The sequence below is a fragment of the Pandoraea anhela genome, assembly GCF_902459655.1.
Taxonomy (GTDB): domain Bacteria; phylum Pseudomonadota; class Gammaproteobacteria; order Burkholderiales; family Burkholderiaceae; genus Pandoraea; species Pandoraea anhela.
This window is the reverse complement of the sequence record NZ_CABPSB010000005.1, coordinates 199335-222413: the sequence shown is the minus strand read 5'-3', so window position 1 is coordinate 222413 and position 23079 is coordinate 199335. Positions and strand designations below refer to the sequence as shown.

Sequence of the window (23079 nt, the reverse complement as noted above, 5' to 3'; positions counted from 1 at the left end):
TCTCGATGTGCCGATGCTTTGACGACCGCACGGGAGGCATCCAGGCGCCGGGAAGAGGTGCGGCGGCAGAAAACAAAAAAGCCCGTCAGAGACGGGCTTTTTCGTGTTTTGGCTCCTCGACCTGGGCTCGAACCAGGGACCTACGGATTAACAGTCCGGCGCTCTACCGACTGAGCTATCGAGGATCAAACTTGGCAGTCGCACACCGCGTTCGCGCTATGTCGACTAAAACAAAGGCCTCGCTTGAGCGAGGCCATCGCTTCGGTATTCTTGGCTCCCCGACCTGGGCTCGAACCAGGGACCTACGGATTAACAGTCCGGCGCTCTACCGACTGAGCTATCGGGGATCAAAAGAGAAAGCGATTATAGAGGCGGTTTTTACACACTGTCAACACCACGAACGCACTTTTTCTGCGTTCTCAGCGAGAAAGCCGCCGGAGTCACGCTCGCGGCTCAGCGCTCGAGCAGATGGAGCTTTTCCTTGACGTCCTTCCAGTCGTCGGCATCGTCCAGCGACGGCTTCGTCTTGGTGATGCTCGGCCAAAGCGGCGTCAGCTCGGCGTTCAGCGCGGTGAAGTGCTGCTGGTCGCCCGGCACGTCCTCTTCGGCATAAATGGCATTCGCCGGACACTCGGCGACACAGACTGCGCAATCGATGCACTCGTCCGGATCGATGACGAGGAAGTTCGGGCCTTCGCGGAAGCAATCCACGGGGCAAACGTCCACACAGTCGGTGTATTTACATTTGATGCAGCTTTCGGTGACAACGTGCGTCATGCCAACAACTCCGGAGTAGGGCGCGAAACGGCTTCGATCGGCCGTTAAAACGGGTATTGTAGCGCAGCCCGCGATCACAGGTGCGGGAGCCGGAGGGTATGGCGCACGCGGTGTTTCATTCCGGCACCAGTGTTGCCGCGCCGGTATCGACGCCCGCTTTCACGCCGGCGTCGAATTAGGCGGCGATGTCATGCGCGACGCCGCTTTGCGGTACGATGTTCGATGTTCCTGAGCGCTGCCTCACGCGCATACGTGCGAGTCCACGTAAGCATGTGCGGCGGCGTCCGATGCTTTCTCGTGAGTGCTCCTCGCGGAGCCTGCCGTCATGATCATCACGTCGCTGCTCGATACCGATCTCTACAAGTTCACGATGATGCAGGTCGTCCTGCATCACTTCCCCGCCGCGCAGGTCGAGTATCGCTTCAAGTGCCGTACCGAAGGCGTCGATCTCACGCCCTACGTCGAGGAGATCCGCGACGAGATCCGTCTGCTGTGCGGACTGCGCTTTACCGAGTCGGAATTGCGCTATCTCGGCGCCATGCGCTTCATCAAAAGCGACTTCATCGACTTTCTCGACCTGTTCCATCTGAACGAGAAATACATCACCGTGCAGCCCTCGCCCAAGGGCAACGGCGAAATCGACATCACGATTCGCGGGCCATGGCTTCACACGATTCTTTTCGAGATTCCCGTGCTCGCCATCGTCAACGAGGTGTATTTCCGCAATACGCAGCGCACGCCGGCGTATGAGGAAGGCCGGCAGCGGCTGAAGGACAAGATCTGCATGCTGGCCGAGCGTGTCGACTACCGTGACTGCAAAATCGCCGATTACGGGACACGCCGGCGCTTCTCGAAGGAGTGGCACGAGGAAGTCATTCAGACGTTGCGCGACGAACTCGGCGAGCAGTTCGCGGGCACGAGCAATGTTTATTACGCCGCGAAGCTCGGCCTCACGCCCCTCGGTACGATGGCGCACGAGTATCTTCAGGCGTGTCAGGCGCTGGGGCCACGTTTGCGCGACTCGCAGATTTTCGGTTTCGAGACGTGGGCGAAGGAATATCGCGGCGACCTCGGTATCGCGCTCTCGGACGTCTACGGCATGTCGGCCTTCCTGCGCGACTTCGACATGTACTTCTGCAAGCTGTTCGACGGCGCGCGTCACGATTCCGGCGACCCGTTCGCCTGGGGCGAGCGCCTGCTGGAGCACTATGCGCAAAATCGTGTCGATGCCCATACCAAGACCATGATCTTCTCGGACGGTCTCGACATTCCGAAGGTGCTGCAACTGTTCGAGCGCTTTCGCGATCGCTGCAAACTGGCGTTCGGCGTCGGCACCAATCTCACCAACGATCTTGGCTATCAGCCCCTGCAAATCGTCATCAAGATGGTGCGCTGCAACGGCCAGCCTGTGGCGAAGCTCTCCGATTCGCCAGGCAAGAACATGTGTGACGACGATGCCTATCTCGCCTATCTGCGTCAGGTCTTCGACATTGCGCCGGAACCCGCCGCGGTGTCGAAGCCGCGGGGCTGATCGCCCTGGCGCTTGCGATGTCGTCCGAGCGCCGGCCCAGACGATTCCGATAGTGCGCGAACGCCCGTCGCGCGGGGCGGCCCAGCCGCTATAATTGCCCATCGCCCGCCGGACCTTGTGTCGGCGGCCTCGAGAGACGACACGTGACGACGCCGGCCACAGACCGGCGCGTTGGCTTCACAGGACAGCCCATGGATACCTCCGACGCCCGCAACCGCATCTTTGCCCGCATTCGCAACGCACAGCATCGCCCCGATGTCGCACGTGCGAACGAGCAGGCGGCGGCCGAGGATTATCTGGCACGGCACCCGCAAGGGCCGCGTCCTGCGATGTCCGCCGACCTGATCGCGACATTCATCGTCAAGGCTGAAGCGCTTTCGACGACGATCGCCCGCGTGTCCGCCATGAGCGACGTGCCGGCCGCTGTGGCCACCTATTTGCAGGCGAACGGCCTCATCACACAAGCCGTCGGCTGGCCGACGTTGCGCGACCTCGACTGGGCGAGCGCCGGGTGTCACGTCGAGTTCCGCAAGCCGCATGGCGACGATCTCGTCGGGATTACCGGTTGCTTCTGCGCTATCGCGGAAACGGGGGCGCTCATGATGATGTCGGGTCCGGAGACGTTTGCGTCGGCCACGCTGCTGCCGGAGACGCACATCGCAGTAGTGCCGGCCTCGCGCGTGGTCGCAGGTCACGAAGACGGGTTTGCGCTCATGCGCAGCGAGCGCGGTCAACTCTCGCGCGCCACCAATTTCATCGCGGGACCGTCGCGTACCGCAGACATCGAACAGACGCTGGTGCTTGGGGCGCATGGCCCGTACCGCGTTCATCTCATCATCGTCGACGGCGCCTGAACTGCGCCGCGTCGTCTCGGGCGGCGCCGCATCGACGACGACGTGTTCCCGCGCGTGTGCCTACACGATGACGGGGCGCACGACTTTCGGCATTCGACCGGAGGTCGGTGGCATCGGCGTTTTCGGGATAGGCATCTCATTGCTTTGGGATTTATCCCAAGCTGGTGGGGCAATGGGCACTCTTGCGCCGATGGCGACTCGTATCTAGTCGACCATCAATCAACAGGAACCAGAAACAATGCATAAGGGGATTTGGGGCGCATTGGCGGCGGCGGGGCTCGCTCTGGCAAGCCCTGCGGCGTTCGCTGCCGGACCGGACGGCGCGGAACTCGTCGCGTGGTGGGGCGTGCCGTTCGCGGGGCTGCTGCTCTCGATTGCGCTCGGGCCGTTGCTCGCGCCTGCGTTCTGGCATCATCACTTCGGCAAGATCGCTGCGTTCTGGGGCGCGGCGTTCCTGCTGCCGTTCGCGCTGGTCTTCGGCGTGGGCGCGGCCTGGTATGGCGCGGTGCATGCCGTTGTCGCCGAATACATTCCGTTCGTCGTGCTGCTCACAGCGCTGTTCACGACTGCCGGCGGCATTTGCGTGCATGGCAATCTGCGTGGCGGACCGTGGCTCAACACCGGATTGCTGGCACTGGGCACGGTGCTCGCGAGCCTCATGGGAACGACCGGGGCGGCCATGCTGCTGATTCGTCCGCTCATTCGCGCGAACGACAACCGCAAGCACAACGTGCACGTCGTCGTGTTCTTCATCTTCCTCGTGGCAAATGCGGGCGGTTCGCTCACGCCGCTTGGTGACCCGCCGCTGTTCCTCGGCTTCCTGCAAGGGGTCGATTTCTTCTGGACGACGGCGCATATCTGGCCCGAGACGTTGTTCATCTGCGTCGTACTGCTCGCACTGTTCTTCCTGATCGATACGTACTACTTCCGTCAGAAGACGGAGCGCCAGATCGATGAACTGGACCCGACGCCGCATGCTGCCCCGGTGCGCCTTGAAGGCAAGCGCAATTTCATCCTGCTGGCCGCTGCCGTGGGGTTGGTGCTCATGAGCGGGGTCTGGAAGCCGGGTGTGGCGTTCAACGTGTTCGGCACGCCGGTCGCGCTGCAAAACATTGCGCGCGATGTCGGTCTGATCGTGGTGACGCTGGCGTCGCTCGCGATTACGCCACGCACCGCACGCGAAGGCAACGGATTCAACTGGGAGCCCATGAAGGAGGTCGCCAAGCTGTTTGCGGGCATTTTCCTCACCATCATTCCCGTGGTGGCGATTCTGCGGGCAGGCGAGGCAGGGGCGTTGGGCTGGGTGATTCGTCTGGTGACGGGCCCGGGCGGTGCGCCGGACAACGTCATGTACTTCTGGGCGACTGGGCTGCTCTCGTCGTTCCTCGATAACGCACCGACTTATCTGGTGTTCTTCAATACGGCGGGCGGCGACGCCGCGACGCTGATGACGACCGGCGCGGCAACGCTGGCCGCGATTTCGGCGGGCGCGGTGTTCATGGGCGCCAACACTTACATCGGTAACGCGCCGAACTTCATGGTGAAAGCCATTGCGGAGCAACGTGGCATTCGCATGCCGAGCTTCTTTGGTTATATGCTGTGGTCGGGCGCGATTCTGCTGCCGCTGTTCGTATTGATGACCCTGATATTTTTCTGAGCCACGACACAGCCACGTGGCCAACCTCTGCGAGACGACTGGTGAAACCGAAGATTCTGGTGGCCCGAGCCATTTTTCCGGACGTGATCGAGCGTCTGGCGCAATATTTCGATGTCGAGCGTAATGATGCCGACACGGTGTTTTCGAGCGACGAATTGCGGGTACGACTGGCCGACAAGGCCGGCGCGATCACGACGGCGAGCGAGCGCATCGATGCATCGGTGCTCGCCGGGGCGCCGAATCTGCGTGTGGTGGCCAATATGGCCGTGGGCTACAACAACTTCGATATCGACGCGATGACGGCGGCCGGGGTCATGGCCACGAACACGCCCGATGTCCTCAACGAGACGACCGCCGACTTCGGTTGGGCGTTGTTGATGGCGACGGCGCGCCGCGTGACCGAGTCGGAGCGCTGGCTGCGCGAGGGGCACTGGGATAAGTGGGCGTACGATATGTTCCTCGGCGCCGATTTGCACGGCAGCACGCTGGGCATTATCGGTATGGGACGCATCGGTCAGGCGATTGCGCGTCGCGCAATGGGCTTCAACATGCGGGTGGTGTATCACAACCGCTCGCGTCTCGATGCCGCCACGGAGGCGGCGTGCAAGGCCGGTTACGTCGACAAGGACACGCTGCTGCGCACTGCCGATCACATCATTCTCGTGCTGCCGTATTCCGCGGCGACACATCACACGATCGGCGCCGGTGAACTGGCGCTCATGAAGCCGACGGCCACGCTCGTCAATCTGGCGCGTGGCGGCATCGTCGACGATGCGGCGCTCGCGGCGGCACTGGCGAAAAAGCAGATTGCCGCTGCGGGACTCGACGTGTTCGAAGGCGAGCCGAAGGTGCATCCCGACCTGCTCAAGGTGCCGAATGCCGTGCTGACGCCGCATATCGCGAGCGCGTCTGCCGCGACGCGTCGCGGCATGGCGAGTCTGGCGGCCGACAATCTGATTGCGGCGCTGGGCTTCGGCGCAGCGGCGGGCAAGCCGCCGTGTCTGCTCAACCCTGCCGCGCGCAAATCGTAAGCGTTCGGGGCGCGTGATTCGCCGCGCGACGTAGGCGGCACGCGCGTCCAGTTTGCGGCACAATTCGGCGGCAACGACGGCGCACAGGCGGCAAGTGTCGCGCAGGTGCGGCAATGAGCCTCCACGCCGTCGGCTGCATCGGAAGTATCGAAATCGAGAGTATCGAATCGAGAGTAGCGAAAGCATTGAAAGCGTCGGAAGACGAAGGTCAACGGGAGTCGCAACGCGATGGTCGAGATGGTGTTGGTGGCGCTGGCGGCGCTGAATCTGTTGGTGATGATCGCGATTGCGGTGAAGGTCTGGCAACGCGGCGGCGACGCGTCGTTGCGAGACACGCTCGTCGATTCGCTCACCCATGTGCGCGACGATCTGCTGCAAGCTGCGGATCGCAGCGAGCGGGGGCTGCGTCAGGAGTTTGCCGAAACGGCGCGGGCGGGCCGTGGAGAGCAGAGTGCGCAAATGGCGCAGTTCCAGCAGACGCTGGCCGCGCAGATGACGAGCGTCGCCACCGTCCAGAACAATCAGATTGACGGCTTCGCGCAGCAACTCGCCAAGCTCACGGAGTCGAACGCCGCGCAGATCGAGGCGGTGCGGCAGAGCCTGGTGCTCAACGGGCAGCAAATGCGCGAGGAGCAGGCGTCCACACTACGTCGCTTCGGCGAAGCGCAGCATCAGCAACTCACGCAACTCGCAGAGGGCAACGAACGCCGTCTTGCCGAAGTTCGCGCCACGCTCGAACAAAAGCTCAAGGATATCGAAGTCAACAACGCGACGAAGCTCGAAGAGATGCGCCGCACGGTCGACGAGAAACTGCATGCCACACTGGAGCAGCGTCTTGGCGAGTCGTTCAAGCTGGTCTCCGATCGCCTGGAGCAGGTGCATCGCGGACTGGGCGAGATGCAGACGCTGGCGGCCGGCGTGGGCGATCTCAAGCGCGTGCTGACCAACGTGAAGACACGAGGCATCTGGGGCGAAGTCCAGTTGCAGGCGTTGCTCGAACAATTGCTCACGCCGGAGCAATTCGCCAAGAACGTGGCGACGCGGCCGGGCAGCACCGAGCGCGTGGAATTCGCGATCGCCTTGCCGGGGCAGAACGGCGACAGCAACACGCCGGTCTGGCTGCCGATCGACGCCAAATTCCCGCGCGAAGATTACGAACGTTTGCTCGATGCCCAGGAGCGCGCCGATCCGGTGGCGGTCGAGGAGGCGTCCAAGGCGCTGGAGACTCGCATCCGTCTGGAGGCGAAGACGATTGCGGACAAGTATCTGGCGCCGCCGCACACCACGGACTTTGCGCTATTGTTCCTCCCCACGGAGGGGTTGTATGCCGAGGTGTTGCGCCGTCCGGGGCTGTCTGACCTGCTGCAACGCGAGTATCGGGTGACGGTGGCCGGGCCGACGACGCTCACGGCGTTGCTCAACAGTCTTCAGATGGGTTTTCGCACGTTGGCCATCGAGCGCCGCTCGAGTGAGGTCTGGCAGGTGCTCGGCGCCGTGAAGACGGAGTTCACCAAGTTCGGCGACGTGCTCGCCAAGACCAAGTCGCAATTGGAGACGGTTACGCGCTCCATCGATAAGGCCGAAGTCCGTACGCGGGCTATGGCGCGGCAGCTCAAGGCCGTGGAGGCATTGCCGGGCGATCAGGCGGTGGAATTGCTCGGTGTGGAGATGGATGCCGAGGAGGACGCCTGAGCGTCAGGAGGCCCGCAGCCGTCAGGGCCTCCAACGCGTCGGGAGCGGTTCGGGTCTTTGACCCCCCCTGCATCCACCGCGCGATAACAATGCGACAACCGCACGCCAATCACGCACCAATCACTCACTAATCACGCTTAATTACGCCTAATTGTGCGCTAAACGCACGCTAACACGTGATGCAGGGGGGGCTTCCGAAAGCTCACTGCGCGCCAACGTCGTCCTGCTTCGCAAACTGTGTGAGCGCATCGCCCGTCATGCGCACCACGCGCCAGTCGGGCAATACCGTCGCGCCTTGCGACGTGTAAAAGTCGATCGCCGGTTGATTCCAGTCGAGCACAGTCCATTCGAAGCGGCCGCACTTGCGCTCGACCGCGATACGCGCGAGTCGGCGCAGGAGCGCCTGCCCCACGCCGCGGCCGCGCATCGCCGGCTGCACATAGACGTCTTCCAGATATAGCCCCCGCCTTCCGAGGAAAGTCGAGAAGTTGTGGAAGTACAGTGCATAGCCGACCGGTTTCCCTTCCCATTCCGCCATCAGACATTCCGCCGCAGGCGTGTCGCCGAACAGCGCCTCGTGCACGCTCTCAGGCGTTGCCTCGAAGATATCCAGCAGTTTTTCGAACACGGCCAGTTCTCGCATCAGGCCGTGAATGGCGCTGACGTCGCCGTCAGTCGCAGCACGCAGGGTCAGGGACATAGTGTGAGCAGGGGAGAATGAAAACAATGAAAAAGCGGCGCTGCGGCGGGTGCAATGTACCCGCCGTCAGTCGCCGCCGGAACGACGTCGTCGAGACGCTCAGTACTTTTCTTCGGGGGCGTCGCTCAAGGCGATTTCAATGCCGCCGAACTTGACCGCCACCCAGTTGTAGAGATGGCAGGCAATCCAGAGCAGCACGAAACCCACGATGGCGTTGAGCACCAGCGCGGAAATGATCGCGAGGCCCGGCAGTTCGCCGTAACGGATGAACGCCGCCAGGAAGGCGAGCAGAACCAGCGGAATACTGAAGGTGAGGTAGACCAGCACCAGCGCTTTGGCCGTCTGGCCGGGACTGATGTACGTGATCTGTTTTTTCGTTGTCATTGACGTGTGTGCTTTCGGCTTGTGTGGTGCCGTCGTCGTCGAAGCGCCGACGCCGGCGGTATTTTGCTGATTCGTTGCTTCGTTTTTTCGGATGAAACTTGTAGGCGGGTTCGCGTCAGACCAGCCCGTCGAACGCGATGACATCGACCAGTTCGCCAGCGGCGACATCGCCACGCTCGGTGCCCAGCGTCACGAAGCAGTTCGCTTCGCTCATCGTGCGCAGAATGCCGGCGCTTTGTGCGTCGGCGACGCTCACTTGCCAGCGGCCCTGTGCGTCGGTGGCCAGAATGCCACGCAGAAACTCGGTGCGTCCGGGGCGCTTGGCGATGGCCGTTGCCGTCGGCACCGGCAGGCTCGGCGTGACTTGCGGCTCGGCGCCCATGAGAACGAACAGGCCATCGCGCACGAGATGGTAGAACGACGCCATCACGGCGGCAGGATTGCCCGGCAGGCCGAACAGCAACGCGCGTTTGCCTTGGCTTTCCAGTTCGCCGAACGCGAACGGACGACCCGGGCGCATCGCCATCTTCCAGAACACGACGTTGCCCAGACGCGTCATCATCTCGCGCGTGAAGTCGGCTTCACCGACCGAGACGCCGCCGGACGTAATCACGGCATCGGCTTCACGGCATGCGGTGCGCAGCGTGTCTTCAATAGCCTGCGGATCGTCGCGCACGACGCCCAGATCCAGTACGTCCACCCCCAGCCGTTGCAACATGCCGAAAAGCGTGTACCGGTTGCTGTCATACAGATTGCCCGGTGCGAGCGGCTCGCCCACGGAGCGGAGTTCGTCGCCGGTCGAGAAGAAGGCCACGCGAATGCGGCGGCGCACCGGTACTTCGGCGATGCCGAGCGACGCGAGCAGGCCGAGGGCCGCCGGCCGCAAACGCTTGCCGGCATGCAGCGCCGGATGGCCGGCCACCAGATCTTCACCGACATGGCGTACGTGCCGGCCAGCAGCGACAGCGCTGGCTTCGAAGCTGATGACTTCGGTGTGGTCGTCGCGTTGCACCTGTTCCTGCGGGATGACCGTATCGCAACCGGCAGGCAGCAGCGCGCCGGTCATGATGCGCACGCATTCCCCGGCCGCGGCGACGCCATCGAACGGGTGCCCGGCGAACGAGCGACCCACCACACGCAGGCGCACCGTGCCGCCGGCGGCGAGGGCGCTACCGGCAAAGGCATAGCCGTCCATCGCGGCATTTTCGAAAGCGGGAACGTCGAGCGGAGAGATGACGTCGCGACCGAGCACGCGGCCCAGTGCGCTACGCACTGCCACTTGTTCGATTGCGGATACAGGACTTGCGGTACGCGCAATGACGGCGCGCGCCGCTTCGACCGTCATGTGGTTAGGGTCGTAGTCCGGCAAGCCGGCCAAGGCGTCGTCTAGTGTTGTCATCGGTATGGCGTCGTCATCCGGCACGTGCGGGGCATGCATCACATGCATGGATCTCAAAAATGCGGTGGCGACGGATCGGGCCGCGTCGGTGCCCGGAATATCAGGGGGCGCGCGGCGAGTCGGTATGGAGGTCGTCCAGCGTGTTGACATTGTAAAACGGACGCTCGTCACCGAAGTTAACTTGTACGGCCTTGTGGCGCGCCAGCCACGCTCGTACGCGGTGCTCCCCAGCTTGCAGCGTGGCGGCGAGGTCGTCCGCCAGGGAACGGTGCAAAAGAGCGAACACCGGATGCGGACCCTGAGCCGTTGCGGCATAAGCGGCCAGCGGCGGTGCGGCCACCTCGGCGCAGCCGGGGGGTGAGGTCGAAGAGGTCGAAGAGGTCGATGGGGCCGACGGGGCCGACGATGCATTCGCGGCATCGAGCGCAGCACTGAGCCGAACGCCCAGATCGTCGGGCAAATAGGGAGAGTCGCACGGCACGGTAAGGACATATTCCGTACATGCGGCACGTAATCCTGCCAACATGCCCGCCAGCGGTCCCGCGAAGTCCTGCGTCTCGTCGCGCACGACTGTCGCGCCGAGCGCCGCATAGGCATCGAGATGCCGATTGGCGCTGATGAGCAACGCCCCCACCTGCGGCCGCAGGCGCGCGATAGCATGCCCGGCGAGTGGGCATCCGTCGAACGGTTGGAGCCCTTTGTCGCGTCCGCCCATACGCTGCCCGCGCCCGCCTGCGAGGATCAGGCCGGTGATGTCGCTGCGGCGGATGGGCGAGGTGGGCATGGAGGGCACAGGAGGCTGGCGGTTGAGGGACAGTTCAGGGACAGTTCAGGGCGATGACGCGTCCGGTCGCGTCGAACCAGACTGCGCCGTCGCCGAGCATCACGCCCTGATCGCGTGCGAACATCAGACGCGGCACGGCGGCGCCAATGGTACGCACGAATCCGTCGGTGAAGATGTCGTTATAACGGGCGAGCAGCGACTTCGGGTTCCGAAGGATCAGTGTCTTGCCCCGCAGCGAAACATGCAACGGGTAACGGATCGACTGTGCGATGACGTCGCGCCGGTCGTCGAGCACGCCTTTGCGGAACTGTGTGGCCGCACGGTTGACGAGTTCATCGTCGTTCGCGCCGGCAACGGCGTACAGATGATCGATCTTGCCTGTCTGGATGCTGGCCAGCGATAGCTCGAACGGCACCGTACGACCGCTCCGCAGATCCTTCCACTGTCCCGAAATCACCTCGCAGGCCGAGGACGCACCTTGCTGGCGATTGACATCGTCCGCCGCAGCGAACTCGCCGTCGAAGATCGCGCGGGGCATGCCGCCGGCGTCGACTTCGGTCAGATGCAGGTGCGATTTGTTGTCGATCTTACCGGTGAGTTGCGTATCGCTTTGCGACGACGCATTCGCATAACGACCCTCGAGTTTGCCGCCGGACGTAGGACGCAGGACGAGCCGAAGCGGATTGCGTTCTCCGAGTTGGCCGCTGTACGTCATCAGGTGATTGGCGATGTTGCGATCGGACGGATCGCAATCGGCGTGTGCCGCTGTCGGGGCGAAAACCGTCAACAACAAGGTCAGTGCGCTCACACTGGCCGCGACGAGACGGCGCAACCGGTGTGCGCCACGCTTCGTACGAGCCGGACGCACGCCTTCAAGGCGTGAGGGCGCAGAGCAGGAGGCGGGGACAGGGACGGCGTCTCGGGCGCGACCGGCGTCCGGGGCTTCAGAAATCATGAGTCGAGAAGGCATTCGGTAAATCGAGAGCGGTGCGCAGGGCCGGGGGGAGCCGCCTGTACCGGACATCGGCCACCGCAACGCGCCCCCGGCGTTCATCCGCCGATGTAAGACATCTCCACTTTCGGCGGTGCGTTTTCCGGCAGCCCGGTGGCCGCCGTACGCAAGGCCGAGTATCGGTCGGCGCGGGCGTGCCAGATGTCGCCGATGACGGTCGAGATCTGCGCGTCGCTCGCGCCATTACGCAGCAGCGTTCGCAAGTCGTAACCCGAACTGGCGAACAGACACAGGTACAACTTGCCTTCCGTAGACAATCGGGCACGCGAACAAGTGCCGCAAAATGCACGGGTCACGGACGAAATGACGCCCACTTCCCCGCCGCCATCGCGATACTGCCAGCGTTGCGCCGTTTCACCGGGGTAGTTCGGCTCCATCGGCTCGACCGGCAAGGTGTCGTGCAAACGCGCGATGACCTCGGCCGACGGCAACACTTCGTCCATCCGCCAGCCATTCGACGTGCCGACGTCCATGTATTCGATGAAGCGCAGGACGACCCCGCTGCCATGGAAGTGCCGCGCCATCGGCACGATATCCGAGTCGTTGGTGCCACGCTTGACGACCATGTTGACTTTGACCGGGCCGAGGCCGACGTGCTGCGCCTGCGCGATGCCTTCGAGCACCTTCGCGACCGGGAAGTCGACGTCGTTCATTTGCCGGAAAATCGTGTCGTCGAGGCTGTCCAGACTGACGGTAACGCGCGTGAGTCCGGCGTCTTTGAGCGACTGCGCGCGGCGGGCCAGCAACGACCCATTGGTCGTCAGCGTAATGTCGAGCGGCTTGCCCGAGGGCGTGCGCAACCGGGCCAGCATCTCGATCAACCGTTCGATGTGCTTGCGCAGCAACGGCTCGCCGCCCGTCAGACGCAGTTTCTCTACGCCATGCTCGACGAACAGGCGCGCGGCGCGCTCGATTTCTTCGAAAGACAGCAGGGAGGACTGCGGCAGGAAGGCGTAGTCCTTATCGAACACGTCCTTCGGCATGCAGTACACGCAGCGGAAGTTGCAACGATCCGTCACCGAGATCCGCAGGTCGTGCAAGGGCCGCGCCAGCGTATCTTCGAGATGGCCGGTGGCTGCGCGCACTTGTGCGGGAATCTGCGGCGAGTGCGTCGCATAACGCGCGTCGCTACGCAGATCGGTGAGTCTGATGATCGTTTCAGTCATGGTGGGGCCTTAGCTTGCGTCTCCATTCTAACGAATTGGTCCAAATGCCGCCGAGGCGAGCCTTTCAGGCGTCGGATATCGGTACCGAGGCATTCGTGGTGAGACGTCAAGCCCGTACAAAGGCAGACGATACGGATCGCGCGCTGGCGGCACAAGTCGGGACAACGCGGGGTTGTCAGGTATGAAGTCGCCCTCGGAAAGCAAAAAAGGAGGCCGAAGCCTCCTTTTCTGACGTCACGCGAGCCTGTCAGGCAACGTGATTGGCCGAGCGGGTTTCCACTTGCTCCATCGGGCCGCTGTTAAGCGGCGTCGAAGGACGGCGCTCGCGCGGCACGTGCGGGGTCGGCGCCGCTTGCGCGGCGGCCTCCTTGGCGGCGCGATGCTTGTCGGCATCCGTGTGGACCCAGACCAGCCCGACGCTTGCCAGCGTCGACTCCAGCGCACCACGCTCGAGCGTCGGCGCCACGGCCACCGGTGCGGCAGCGCGCGTCACGACTTCCGTCGCTGCTGCGGCGGCTTCCGGTACCACCGGCGCTGCCGTATTCACCTGAACCGGTGCTTCGGGAGCGGCTTGCGCCGGCTTCGCCGTTTCCACCATTGCCACCATTTCCACCATTTCTACCGCTTGGGCCGCCTGGACGATTTCGACCGCGCCGACCGGGGCGGCAGGAGCGGGCTTCGCGGCTTCTTGCGTCGTTTGTGCGACGGGCGCAGTCTCGACCGGCGTGCTCGCCGTCGTTGCCGCGGCTGCCGTTGCGGCAATCTCGGCAAGGGCTTCGGCCGGCACCGTCGGTTGGGCCGGGGCCGATGCCGCGACCGGCAGCGGTGCGTTCACCTGCGGCACCACCGGTGCTGCGGCGACTTCCGCAGCCGGCAGCGGCGCGACGTTCACCGGCGCAACCGGGATGGCAACCTGCGGCGCTTGCGCGACCGGCTCCGCCACCACGTGCGACGGCGCTTCCGGGGTTGCGACAGGCGCGGCTTCGCTCAGCGTGGCGATCGGCGCTGCCGGGACACCGACAGGCGCTGCACGCACCGGCGTAGGCTCGGCCTGAGCGACCGGGGCCAGGGTAGCGGCTGCCGCCACGGCGGGGGCTACCGACGACGCGGCCGGAGCATCCGAAGTGGCAGGGATAGCCGGGGTAGCCGGGATGGCCGGCGCAGCGCTTACGACGTTTTCAACATGCTTGGCGGCTTCGGCAGCTTCGCCCGTTACCGCGGCGCGCGTGCTTTCCGAGGCTTCCACCGCCTCTGCACCTTCCGTTTCGACGTGTTCGCCGTCGGCATTCAGCGGCTGTTCACCAGCTTCGCGCTCGCGACGACCACCACGACGACCGCGACGACGGCTGCGGCGGCGCTCCTCGCCCCCTTGCTCGCCATCTTCGCCCACCGTTTGCGGTGCCCCTTCGACCTGAGCCGTCAGGCGATCCTGATCCAGCGGTTCCTGCTCGGCGTTCAGTGCTGCGGCCTGCGCGACGCGTTGCGGTGCGGCTTGCTGTCCCTCGGCGCCTTCGCCTTGACGACGATCGCGGCGCTCGCCACGTTCACGGCGGCTGCCGCGTTCACGGCCTTCGCGCGGTTCACGACCTTCCTCGACGCGCACGTCCTGCGTCGGCTGGCGCTGGGCGTCATCGCGCTCGCGCTTGTCGCGACCTTCCTGACGTTCGTTGCGGTCACCGCGTTCGCCACGTTCATTGCGCTCCTGGCGATCACCGCGCTCATTACGTTCATTGCGCTCGGCGCGCTCGCCACGGTCCGCACGCTCGGCGCGTTCCGGACGCGTGCCACGGCCTTCGCGAACCGGCTGGCCGGCAGTGTCCTTGCCCGACTTGTTGTCGTCGCGGGCGTTGCCACGGCGATTGCGGTTCTGTTGATGCGGACGCTCGTGACGCTCACGCGGCGGGCGCGCCGTCGGCTTGGCCGGTTCCTCGGCCTTCACCGGCGCAGGCGCCGCAGCGCCGATGCCGAACAGTCGCTTGATGAAACCGAAGATGCCGCCACCGCTCGCCGGTGCGACGGCTGCGGGCGTGGCTGCGGCGACCGGTTCCGGGCGCGGCTGTGCGGCAGGTGCCGGCTGCTCGGGCGTGATGCCCTTGACGGCAGCTTCCTGACGCGGACGCGCATCTTCCTTCTTCTTGCTGTAACCGGCCGGATCTTCTTCCAGCGAGCGAGCGGCTTCTTCTGCGAGCGCGTAGCTGGCCTTCGGTGCGTCCAGACGCGGATCGTCGAAGCGCAGGCGTTCCAGCTTGTAATGCGGCGTTTCGAGGTGCTTGTTCGGGATCAGCAGCACGCCGACCTTGAAGCGCGCTTCGATCTTGTTGATTTCCTGACGCTTTTCGTTGAGCAGGAAGGCCGAGACTTCGACCGGCACCTGGCAATGGATCGCTGCCGTGTGCTCCTTCATCGCCTCTTCCTGGATGATGCGCAGGACTTGCAGCGCCGACGACTCGGCGTCGCGGATGTGGCCGGTGCCGTTGCAACGCGGGCACGTCACGTGCGTGCCTTCCGACAACGACGGACGCAGACGCTGGCGCGACAGTTCCATCAGGCCGAAACGCGAGATTTTGCCCATCTGCACGCGGGCGCGGTCATGCTTGAGCGCATCCTTGACACGTTGCTCGACTTCACGCTGGCTCTTGGCCGACTCCATGTCGATGAAGTCGATCACGATCAGACCGCCGAGGTCACGCAGACGCAACTGGCGCGCGACTTCGTCAGCGGCTTCCAGGTTGGTGCGCAGGGCGGTTTCCTCGATGTCGGCGCCCTTGGTGGCGCGTGCCGAGTTGACGTCGATGGAGACGAGCGCTTCGGTGTGATCGATCACGATCGCGCCGCCCGAGGGCAGCGGCACCTGGCGCGAGTAGGCCGTCTCGATCTGGTGTTCGATCTGGAAACGGGAGAACAGCGGCACGTCGTCGCGGTACTGCTTCACGCGATTGAGGTGATCGGGCATGACCACCTGCATGAAGTTGCGGGCTTGTTCGGAGATTTCTTCGGTATCGATGAGGATTTCACCGATATCCGGCTGGAAGTAGTCGCGAATCGCGCGAATGACGAGGCTCGACTCGAGATAAATCAGCGCCGAGTCGCGCGGCAGTTCGATGTTGTGGGCGGCGCCTTCGATGGCGTGCCAGAGTTGCAGCAGGTAATTCAGGTCCCACTGGAGTTCTTCGGCCGAGCGGCCGATGCCGGCGGTGCGGGCGATGATGCTCATGCCTTCCGGCAGTTCGAGCTGACCCATCGTCTCGCGCAGTTCCTGACGGTCTTCGCCTTCGATACGACGCGAAACACCACCGCCACGCGGGTTGTTCGGCATCAGCACCAGATAGCGGCCGGCCAGCGAGATGAACGTGGTGAGGGCTGCGCCCTTGTTGCCGCGTTCTTCCTTTTCGACCTGAACGATGAGTTCCTGGCCTTCGGAGAGCGCGTCCTGAATGCGCGCATTGCGCACATCGGCACCTTCGCGGAAATACGCGCGGGCGACTTCCTTGAACGGCAGGAAGCCGTGTCGGCCTTCGCCATAGTTGACGAAGCAGGCTTCGAGAGAGGGTTCGATACGGGTGATGACACCCTTGTAGATGTTGCCTTTACGCTGTTCGCGTCCGGCCGTCTCGATATCGATGTCGATGAGTTTCTGCCCATCGACGATTGCCACGCGCAGTTCTTCCTGCTGCGTGGCGTTGAACAACATGCGTTTCATGTAAACGACTCCCACCCGCCGCAGTTGCCAATGCGCAGTGCGTCGGGCACGTATCACTCGAGTTATCCAACACGCGAGGTTCGAGCCGGGAGTGGAAGAATTGCCGGGGGGTCCGGGCGATGAGGCCGACGGACGCTATGGCGCCAGGAATACGTTTTCGCGCTCACCCGGATCCGCCGGGCCACCGGAAAAACTCCGGCGCGGCGCGGATCACTTCGGGCTTGCAGTCCATACCAAGAGAAACTGGACGAGAAACTTCATCAGCGTTTTCTCGGGGCGCCTGCCGACACTTATTCTTCTTGTGACGGCGCCTCACTTCGACTTTTTGCGCGAACGATATTCACAAAGCGATCAGCTCGGGCAATGGAGCCCGGGCTGATCGCCAAAAAATTCTATAACCACCAACTCTATCCGCGTCCCGCGCGCTGCGACCGAAGCGGCCTATGGGCCCACTTCCTGCCGACGCTGCGTGACGTGCGTGCGCTCGCTGCTCCAGGGTCACCGGACGAGCAGCCTGCCCGGGGTGCAAGTAAAATACCGTTTTGGGGTATGCACCCGACAGAGGTGGGGATTTGGCATGATTCCCGCTACCGCCATCTCTGTTGGACAAATTATATTCATAATGAATGAGTTAGGCAAAAGTCGGCAGAAAATGGTTGCGCCGGCCTCCGCGCCGCAGGTCAGGCTCGTCGAGGTCGACGACGGCTCGGCCGGTCAGCGCATCGATAATTTCCTCCTGCGGGAGTGCAAAGGCGTTCCAAAGAGTCACGTCTACCGCATTTTGCGTAGCGGCGAGGTCCGCGTGAACAAAGGGCGGGTAGACGCTGCCTATCGACTCGTGCTTGGCGATATCGTCCGCATTCCGCCGGTCCGGGTGGCGACGCCCGATCCGGAGGCGAAGGCTCACGTACCGGCCGCCACCTTCCCGATCCTCTTCGAGGACGACTACCTCATGGCCATCGACAAACCGGCCGGTGTGGCCGTGCACGGTGGCAGCGGGGTGTCGTTCGGAGTGATCGAGCAGTTGCGTCGCGCGCTGCCGCATTTGAAATTCCTGGAACTGGTGCATCGCCTGGACCGGGAGACGTCCGGCATTTTGCTGCTGGCCAAAAAGCGCGCCGCGCTCGTCGGCATGCACGAGCAGATTCGGCACAACCGGATGGACAAGCGTTACCTGGCCTGTGTCACGGGCGAGTGGCGCGATCGCCAGCGCGCGGTCAAGGCGCCGCTGTATAAATACGTCACTGCGGACGGCGAGCGCCGGGTGCGGGTGCAGGAAGACGGACAGGCATCGCACACGGTATTTCGCATCGTGGAATCGCTGCCACCGTATACCTTGCTGGAAGCGGAACTGAAAACGGGGCGAACCCATCAGATTCGCGTCCACCTGGCGCATTGCGGCACGCCCATCGTCGGCGACGACAAATATGGCGACTTCACGCTGAACAAGGATCTGGCGCGCCCGAGCGCGCGTCCGGGCATCAAGCGAATGTTCCTCCATGCTTACCGGCTGAAGTTCACGCATCCGGTGCTGGATACGCCGATTGCTTTGGAAGCGGCGTTACCGCCAGAATGTGAGCAATTCCTGAATCAACTTCGAACCACCACCGCCGATGCCAAGCCCTGAATTTGACCTGGTCGTGTTCGACTGGGACGGGACGTTGATGGACTCGACGCCCACGATTACCCGCTGCATCCAGGCGGCCTGCCGCGATCTCGGTCTGCCGGTCCCGACCGACGAAGCTGCGAGCCACGTGATCGGCCTCGGGTTGCGCGACGCCCTGCAAATGGCCGTCCCGTCGCTGGATCCCGCGCACTATCCGCGTTTGTCGGAGCGCTATCGCTTCCACTATCTGGTGGGCGACAAGGAGACGGTGCTGTTCGCGGGCGTTCGCGAACTGCTCGAAGAATTGCGCTCGCGCGGACGTTTCCTTGCCGTGGCGACCGGCAAATCGCGCGTCGGTCTGAACCGCGCGCTCGAATCCGCCGGTCTGATGCGGATGTTCGACGCCACCCGTTGCGCCGATGAGACATTTTCCAAGCCGCACCCGGCCATGTTGCAGGAATTGACCCGTGAACTCGGCCAGGATCTGCGGCGCACGGTCATGATCGGCGACACCACGCACGATTTGCAGATGGCGCGCAGCGCCGGCACGGCCGGTGTGGGCGTTGCCTACGGCGGTGCGCATCCGCGCGAGCAGTTGGTGGCGCTCGATCCTGCCTACTGCGCAGCGAGCGTGGCCGAGCTGCGCGACTGGTTGCTGGAGCGCGTGTGAGCGACGTCGCCTTACCGCTACCGATCTGTCCTGGCAATGCGCTCGAAGATGGCGGGCGCGGCGTGCGTTTCGAGGTACTCGTAGGCGGGCGTTCCACGCCGGCGTTCGTGATTCGCTATGACGGCCGCGTCTACGGCTATCTGAATCAGTGCGCGCATGTTCCCATGGAGCTCGACTGGTCCGAGGGGCAGTTCTTCGAGGCGGGCGGCTTATACTTGATGTGCGCGACGCACGGCGCCACGTACGAACCCGATACCGGGCGATGCGTCGGCGGTCCTTGCCGCGGCGGGGCCTTGCAGCCGGTTCGTGTCGAGGAGCGGCCCGCGCAAGCGTCCGGCGAGGCGGCAAGCGCCGGAACGATGGTGGTCTGGTGGCCCGACGCTCAGATTGCGGCCCCGGCATCGTCGACACCCTGACGAAACGGCACCCGGTCTCATTCGTCTCTAACGTCATTTACCCCAGTTCTGGATAACGTATGGCCGACTCCCTGCCGCCCGATTCCCCTCGCACCGAACCCGGTTTCCCCACGCCTGGCGGGCGTCCGCCGTCAGGGGGCACCGTGAGCCGCGATCCCCACGAGGTCAGGCCGTGGGAGCGCGAGATGCTGGAGAAGGTCTTGATGGCCGGCATCCGCGAGCAGCGGGCCGCGCGCCGGTGGAAGATATTTTTCCGGCTGCTGATTCTGGCGATCTTCGCATTCGCCGTCTGGTCGATCTTCGACTTCGATGGCGGTGGCACGACATCGGCGGGATCGACATCCGGCAAGCACACGGCTCTCGTCACGCTGAGCGGGGAGCTTTCGGCGGACGGACAGGCCAGCGCGCAGAAAATCAATTCGGCGCTGGAGTCAGCCTTCGAAGACAAGTCGGCCGCCGGGGTGATCCTGCGAATCAACAGCCCGGGCGGCAGTCCGGTGCAAGCCGGCATGATCTACGACGACATCACCCGGTTGCGAGCGAAATATCCGAAGAAGCCGATTTATGTCGTTGTCGAGGAGATGTGCGCCTCGGGTGGCTATTACGTGGCGGCAGCGGCCGACAAGATTTACGTCGACAAGGCGAGTATCGTCGGCTCCATCGGCGTGCTGATGGACGGCTTCGGGTTCACGGGTCTGATGGATAAGCTCGGCGTGGAGCGGCGTCTGCTCACGGCCGGGCGCAACAAGGGCTTCCTCGACCCGTTCTCTACGCAGTCCGATCAGCAAAAGACGTACGCGCTCGACATGCTCGAGCAAGTGCATCAGCAGTTCATCAGTGCCGTAAAGAAGGGGCGCGGCACCCGTTTGAAGGACGATCCGGATCTGTTCAGCGGTCTGTTCTGGACCGGCCAGCGCTCCGTGGAGCTTGGCCTTGCGGACGGTCTGGGGACCGTCGATTCGGTGGCGCGCGAAGTGCTCAAGGCCCCCGATCTCGTCGACTACACGGTCAAGGAAAACCTGCCCGAGCGTATGGCGCGTCGCTTCGGTGCGGCCGTCGGTACGGCAGCCATGAAGACGATGTTGATGGGTACCGCTTTGACGATGAAGTGAGGTCGTTGTCGTCGGATTGACGGCACAAGGGCATTGAAAATGAGAAAAACCCCACGGGAGCGCGGCGTTCCGTGGGGTTTTTCGTTTGTCTCGCGTTCGTTGGGCGTCACTGCGCAAGAAACAGGAAAATCGCAGGCCGTTTGTGCAGATCGATGCCCGTGTGCGGCCATCCCTTGACGCGGTGCGTCACGATTTGCTCGGCGTCCTGGGTGACATCGACGGCGACGCACAGCAGGGTCGAGGCGTCGCAGCTCTGCAAAAGCGCGTCGAGCATGGCCTTGTTGCGATAAGGCGTTTCGATGAAGATCTGCGTCTGCTTTTCCTTGCGCGAACGCTGTTCCAGTTCTCGCAGGCGCTTAGCACGCTCGCCCGCATCGGTCGGCAGATAGCCGTGAAAGGCGAAGCTCTGGCCGTTCAGGCCGCTTGCCATCAAAGCGAGCAGAATGGAGCTCGGGCCGATGAACGGCACCACGCGCACGCCCTTTTCGTGGGCGCGTCGGACCAGCAGCGCGCCGGGGTCCGCCACGGCCGGGCATCCGGCTTCCGACACGAGGCCGCCGTTGGCGCCGGCGAGAATCGGGGCGAGCAGGGCGTCGATCGCGGCGGCGGGCGTATTGACGTTCAACTCGCGGATGTCGATTTCCTGAATCGGGGTGCTCACGCCGACGAGCTTCAGGAAGGCCCGCGTGCTCTTGGCCTGCTCGCCGACGAAATACGTCAGGCCGGCGGTCACGGCGCGGACTTCCTCTGGCAGGACGGCGGGCAAGCCGCCCCGGGTGTTCGTCCCGAGCGTGTTGGGAATCAGATACAGCGTGCCGCTCATGCCGTCGCTCCGTTCTGGCCGGGGCCGGGAAGCGTGATGCCGGTTTGCATCAACAGGGTCGTAAGGGCAATCAGCGGCAAGCCGATGAGTGCCGTCGGATCGTCGGTTTCGATGCTTTCGAGCAACATGATGCCGAGGCCTTCGGATTTGGCGCTGCCTGCGCAGTCGTACGGGGTTTCGGCATGGAGGTAGGCGGCCAGCACATCGTCGGGCAGATGGCGGAACTTCACGCGCGTGACGACGTCTGTTGCCTCGCTTTGCCCGGTGCGTGCGTCGTGGACACAAAGGGCCGAGTGGAATTCGACGACTTTGCCGCGCATGTCGCGCAACTGCGCCATGGCGTTCTCGAAATTGCCCGGCTTGCCGATCTGACGGCCCTCGAACGTGGCGACCTGATCGGAGCCGATGATGATGGCATCCGGGTGGCGGCTCGCGACCGCCTGCGCCTTTTCGCGGGCCAGGCGTAGCGACGTATCGTGCGGCGTTTCGCCGGGGGCAGGGGTTTCGTCGATGTCCGGAACGTCGACCGTGAACGGCAGGCGCAGGCGTTCGAGCAGTTCACGGCGGTAGCGTGATCCGGAGGCCAGGATCAGCGATGGCAGGGGCTGTGCGGTCATCGGGTTTAAGTGTTTGACGAGAAACGAAAAACTATTTAGAATTCACGGCTTTTGCAATCTGGCGCTCGGTCCCGCCAGTCTGCGCGATACCGGTTCGAACGCCTCAAAGTGGCGTCGAATCAAGGCGCTGCGAGTGGCAGGGGACGTCGAGATGCGGCCAGATGCGCCAAGGCAAGGATGAGCGTGATGAACGAATATATCGTCGATCTGTTCGAATTCGCGCGTACCGGCCGGGTGGCGGAAGGTGACGTGCAACTTGCGGCGTTGCCGCGCATGGTAACTGAAGTGCCTGCCGAAGTCTCGGCGTCGGGGCGCGCGCAGAGTGTGTTCCATTGGCGTGCCGAAGGGGCGGAAAAGCAGGTGCTGCGCGCGGATGGCAAGCCGACGGTGGTGCAGTTCCTGACGCTTTGCGTCGAGGGCCCGATGTGGCTCGAATGCCAGCGATGCCTCACGCCGTACGAGGCGCCGCTCGCCTCGGAAACGACGTTCGAGATCGTGCACGACGAAGCGGCTGCGGAAGATCGCCCGCTCGACGAAGACGAACTCGAAGCGCTGGTCGGCGCCAAGCAGTTCGATCTGCGCGAACTGATCGAGGAAGAATTGCTGTTGGCGTTGCCTATCGTCCCGAAACATGAGGTTTGTCCGAGTGTTCACGATAGTCTGGCCACGGGTAGCGACGGGATGGCAGAGCCGCCCCCGGCGCCTGAAGAAGAGGATAAGCCGTCTCCGTTCGCGGCGCTGGCAGCGCTCAAGCGCTCGCCGGACAAGGACGGAAAGTAATGTGCGGCCGGATTTCCGGCTCACCAAAGTACATGTTTGCGTTAGTCGCACAGGTCGGGCCGATAGGCCGACACCGTAGGGCGGCGCTCGAACTGTGTTAAAATTTCGCGATATTTTGAGGAGTTATCATGGCCGTTCAACAGAACAAGAAGTCGCCGTCGAAGCGCGGCATGCACCGTTCGCACGATTTCCTGACCGCACCGTCGACCGCCGTCGAGCCGACGTCGGGTGAGACGCACCTGCGTCACCACATCTCGCCGAACGGTTTCTACCGTGGTCGCAAGGTCATCAAGACCAAGAACGACTAATTCGGCCCTCCAGGCGACACGCGCCCATCATGGCGCTGTTTGATCGTCCGATGTGGCAAA

General features: G+C 63.7%; 22 protein-coding genes and 2 tRNA genes. 12 read left to right on the top strand and 12 right to left on the bottom strand.

The features are described 5' to 3' along the window. Positions 1–109: 109 nt before the first annotated feature. The 3 genes from PAN31108_RS09930 to fdxA all read right to left on the bottom strand — a co-directional run bounded on the left by PAN31108_RS09930 (position 110) and on the right by fdxA (position 777). A tRNA-Asn gene (locus tag PAN31108_RS09930) sits at positions 110–185 on the bottom strand. An 86-nt stretch (positions 186–271) separates the two neighbouring features. Then, positions 272–347: transfer RNA gene (locus PAN31108_RS09925), tRNA-Asn, on the bottom strand. Between the two features lie 106 nt (positions 348–453). Continuing rightward, positions 454–777, bottom strand: coding sequence for a ferredoxin FdxA (gene fdxA / locus PAN31108_RS09920; RefSeq protein ID WP_150668688.1), 324 nt, complete (start codon positions 775–777; stop codon positions 454–456). A 325-nt stretch (positions 778–1102) separates the two neighbouring features. On the opposite strand from fdxA, the gene pncB reads away from it, so the two are divergent. The 5 genes from pncB (at position 1103) to PAN31108_RS09895 (ending at position 7542) form a co-directional block, all read left to right on the top strand. Next, complete coding sequence (gene pncB / locus PAN31108_RS09915; protein WP_150668687.1) at positions 1103–2308, top strand: nicotinate phosphoribosyltransferase; 1206 nt, start codon at positions 1103–1105, stop codon at positions 2306–2308. 191 nt (positions 2309–2499) lie between these two features. Further along, a complete protein-coding gene (locus PAN31108_RS09910) occupies positions 2500–3162 on the top strand; it encodes a LutC/YkgG family protein (protein ID WP_150668686.1) in 663 nt (220 codons plus the stop codon). Positions 3163–3400: 238 nt separating this feature from the next. After that, on the top strand, positions 3401–4819 hold the full coding sequence (locus PAN31108_RS09905) for a sodium:proton antiporter (RefSeq protein ID WP_150668685.1): 1419 nt from the start codon (positions 3401–3403) through the stop codon (positions 4817–4819). A gap of 38 nt (positions 4820–4857) precedes the next feature. Next, the gene (locus PAN31108_RS09900) at positions 4858–5850 is read left to right on the top strand and encodes a 2-hydroxyacid dehydrogenase (RefSeq protein ID WP_150668774.1); all 993 of its coding nucleotides are present in this window, start codon (positions 4858–4860) and stop codon (positions 5848–5850) included. Between the two features lie 228 nt (positions 5851–6078). Continuing rightward, positions 6079–7542, top strand: a complete 1464-nt coding sequence (locus tag PAN31108_RS09895; RefSeq protein WP_150668684.1) for a DNA recombination protein RmuC — start codon at positions 6079–6081, stop codon at positions 7540–7542. Positions 7543–7744: 202 nt separating this feature from the next. Here the strand turns inward: PAN31108_RS09895 and PAN31108_RS09890 are convergent, their stop codons facing one another. The 7 genes from PAN31108_RS09890 to PAN31108_RS09860 form a co-directional block, all read right to left on the bottom strand. Continuing rightward, a complete protein-coding gene (locus tag PAN31108_RS09890) occupies positions 7745–8242 on the bottom strand; it encodes a GNAT family N-acetyltransferase (RefSeq protein WP_150668683.1) in 498 nt (165 codons plus the stop codon). Between the two features lie 99 nt (positions 8243–8341). Further along, positions 8342–8626, bottom strand: a complete 285-nt coding sequence (locus tag PAN31108_RS09885; protein WP_150668682.1) for a hypothetical protein — start codon at positions 8624–8626, stop codon at positions 8342–8344. A gap of 115 nt (positions 8627–8741) precedes the next feature. Beyond that, positions 8742–10025, bottom strand: a complete 1284-nt coding sequence (moeA, locus tag PAN31108_RS09880; RefSeq protein ID WP_150668681.1) for a molybdopterin molybdotransferase MoeA — start codon at positions 10023–10025, stop codon at positions 8742–8744. Between the two features lie 100 nt (positions 10026–10125). Further along, the gene (gene mobA, locus PAN31108_RS09875) at positions 10126–10809 is read right to left on the bottom strand and encodes a molybdenum cofactor guanylyltransferase MobA (RefSeq protein WP_150668680.1); all 684 of its coding nucleotides are present in this window, start codon (positions 10807–10809) and stop codon (positions 10126–10128) included. Positions 10810–10843: 34 nt separating this feature from the next. Next, positions 10844–11617 (bottom strand): hypothetical protein, encoded by a 774-nt coding sequence (locus PAN31108_RS09870; protein WP_150668679.1) that lies wholly within the window; start codon positions 11615–11617, stop codon positions 10844–10846. Between the two features lie 242 nt (positions 11618–11859). After that, positions 11860–12987, bottom strand: coding sequence for a GTP 3',8-cyclase MoaA (moaA, locus tag PAN31108_RS09865; protein ID WP_150668678.1), 1128 nt, complete (start codon positions 12985–12987; stop codon positions 11860–11862). A gap of 247 nt (positions 12988–13234) precedes the next feature. Then, on the bottom strand, positions 13235–16687 hold the full coding sequence (locus tag PAN31108_RS09860) for an Rne/Rng family ribonuclease (RefSeq protein WP_150668677.1): 3453 nt from the start codon (positions 16685–16687) through the stop codon (positions 13235–13237). Positions 16688–16778: 91 nt separating this feature from the next. Between PAN31108_RS09860 and PAN31108_RS09855 the strand changes: the two genes are divergently transcribed. From PAN31108_RS09855 to PAN31108_RS09835, 5 genes are all read left to right on the top strand, one after another. Beyond that, positions 16779–17066: a hypothetical protein gene (locus PAN31108_RS09855; RefSeq protein WP_150668676.1), complete on the top strand. Its 288-nt coding sequence runs from the start codon at positions 16779–16781 to the stop codon at positions 17064–17066. 243 nt (positions 17067–17309) lie between these two features. Next, positions 17310–18314, top strand: coding sequence for an RluA family pseudouridine synthase (locus tag PAN31108_RS09850; protein WP_150668773.1), 1005 nt, complete (start codon positions 17310–17312; stop codon positions 18312–18314). Then, positions 18301–18963: an HAD family hydrolase gene (locus tag PAN31108_RS09845; RefSeq protein WP_150668675.1), complete on the top strand. Its 663-nt coding sequence runs from the start codon at positions 18301–18303 to the stop codon at positions 18961–18963. Before PAN31108_RS09850 ends, PAN31108_RS09845 begins: the two co-directional genes overlap by 14 nt. Continuing rightward, positions 18960–19379: a Rieske (2Fe-2S) protein gene (locus PAN31108_RS09840; protein ID WP_150668674.1), complete on the top strand. Its 420-nt coding sequence runs from the start codon at positions 18960–18962 to the stop codon at positions 19377–19379. Before PAN31108_RS09845 ends, PAN31108_RS09840 begins: the two co-directional genes overlap by 4 nt. A gap of 59 nt (positions 19380–19438) precedes the next feature. Continuing rightward, positions 19439–20491 (top strand): S49 family peptidase, encoded by a 1053-nt coding sequence (locus PAN31108_RS09835; protein WP_150668673.1) that lies wholly within the window; start codon positions 19439–19441, stop codon positions 20489–20491. A 106-nt stretch (positions 20492–20597) separates the two neighbouring features. Here the strand turns inward: PAN31108_RS09835 and PAN31108_RS09830 are convergent, their stop codons facing one another. Both PAN31108_RS09830 and PAN31108_RS09825 read right to left on the bottom strand, forming a co-directional pair. Further along, on the bottom strand, positions 20598–21314 hold the full coding sequence (locus PAN31108_RS09830) for an SAM-dependent methyltransferase (RefSeq protein ID WP_150668672.1): 717 nt from the start codon (positions 21312–21314) through the stop codon (positions 20598–20600). Beyond that, positions 21311–21931: a Maf family nucleotide pyrophosphatase gene (locus tag PAN31108_RS09825; RefSeq protein WP_150668671.1), complete on the bottom strand. Its 621-nt coding sequence runs from the start codon at positions 21929–21931 to the stop codon at positions 21311–21313. The genes PAN31108_RS09830 and PAN31108_RS09825 overlap by 4 nt, the downstream gene beginning before the upstream one ends. A 177-nt stretch (positions 21932–22108) precedes the next feature. Here PAN31108_RS09825 and PAN31108_RS09820 point away from each other — a divergent pair, with 177 nt between their 5' ends. Both PAN31108_RS09820 and rpmF read left to right on the top strand, forming a co-directional pair. Next, positions 22109–22711 (top strand): YceD family protein, encoded by a 603-nt coding sequence (locus tag PAN31108_RS09820; protein WP_150668670.1) that lies wholly within the window; start codon positions 22109–22111, stop codon positions 22709–22711. Positions 22712–22839: 128 nt separating this feature from the next. After that, a complete protein-coding gene (gene rpmF / locus PAN31108_RS09815; protein ID WP_023594409.1) occupies positions 22840–23019 on the top strand; it encodes a 50S ribosomal protein L32 in 180 nt (59 codons plus the stop codon). Positions 23020–23079 lie beyond the last annotated feature (60 nt).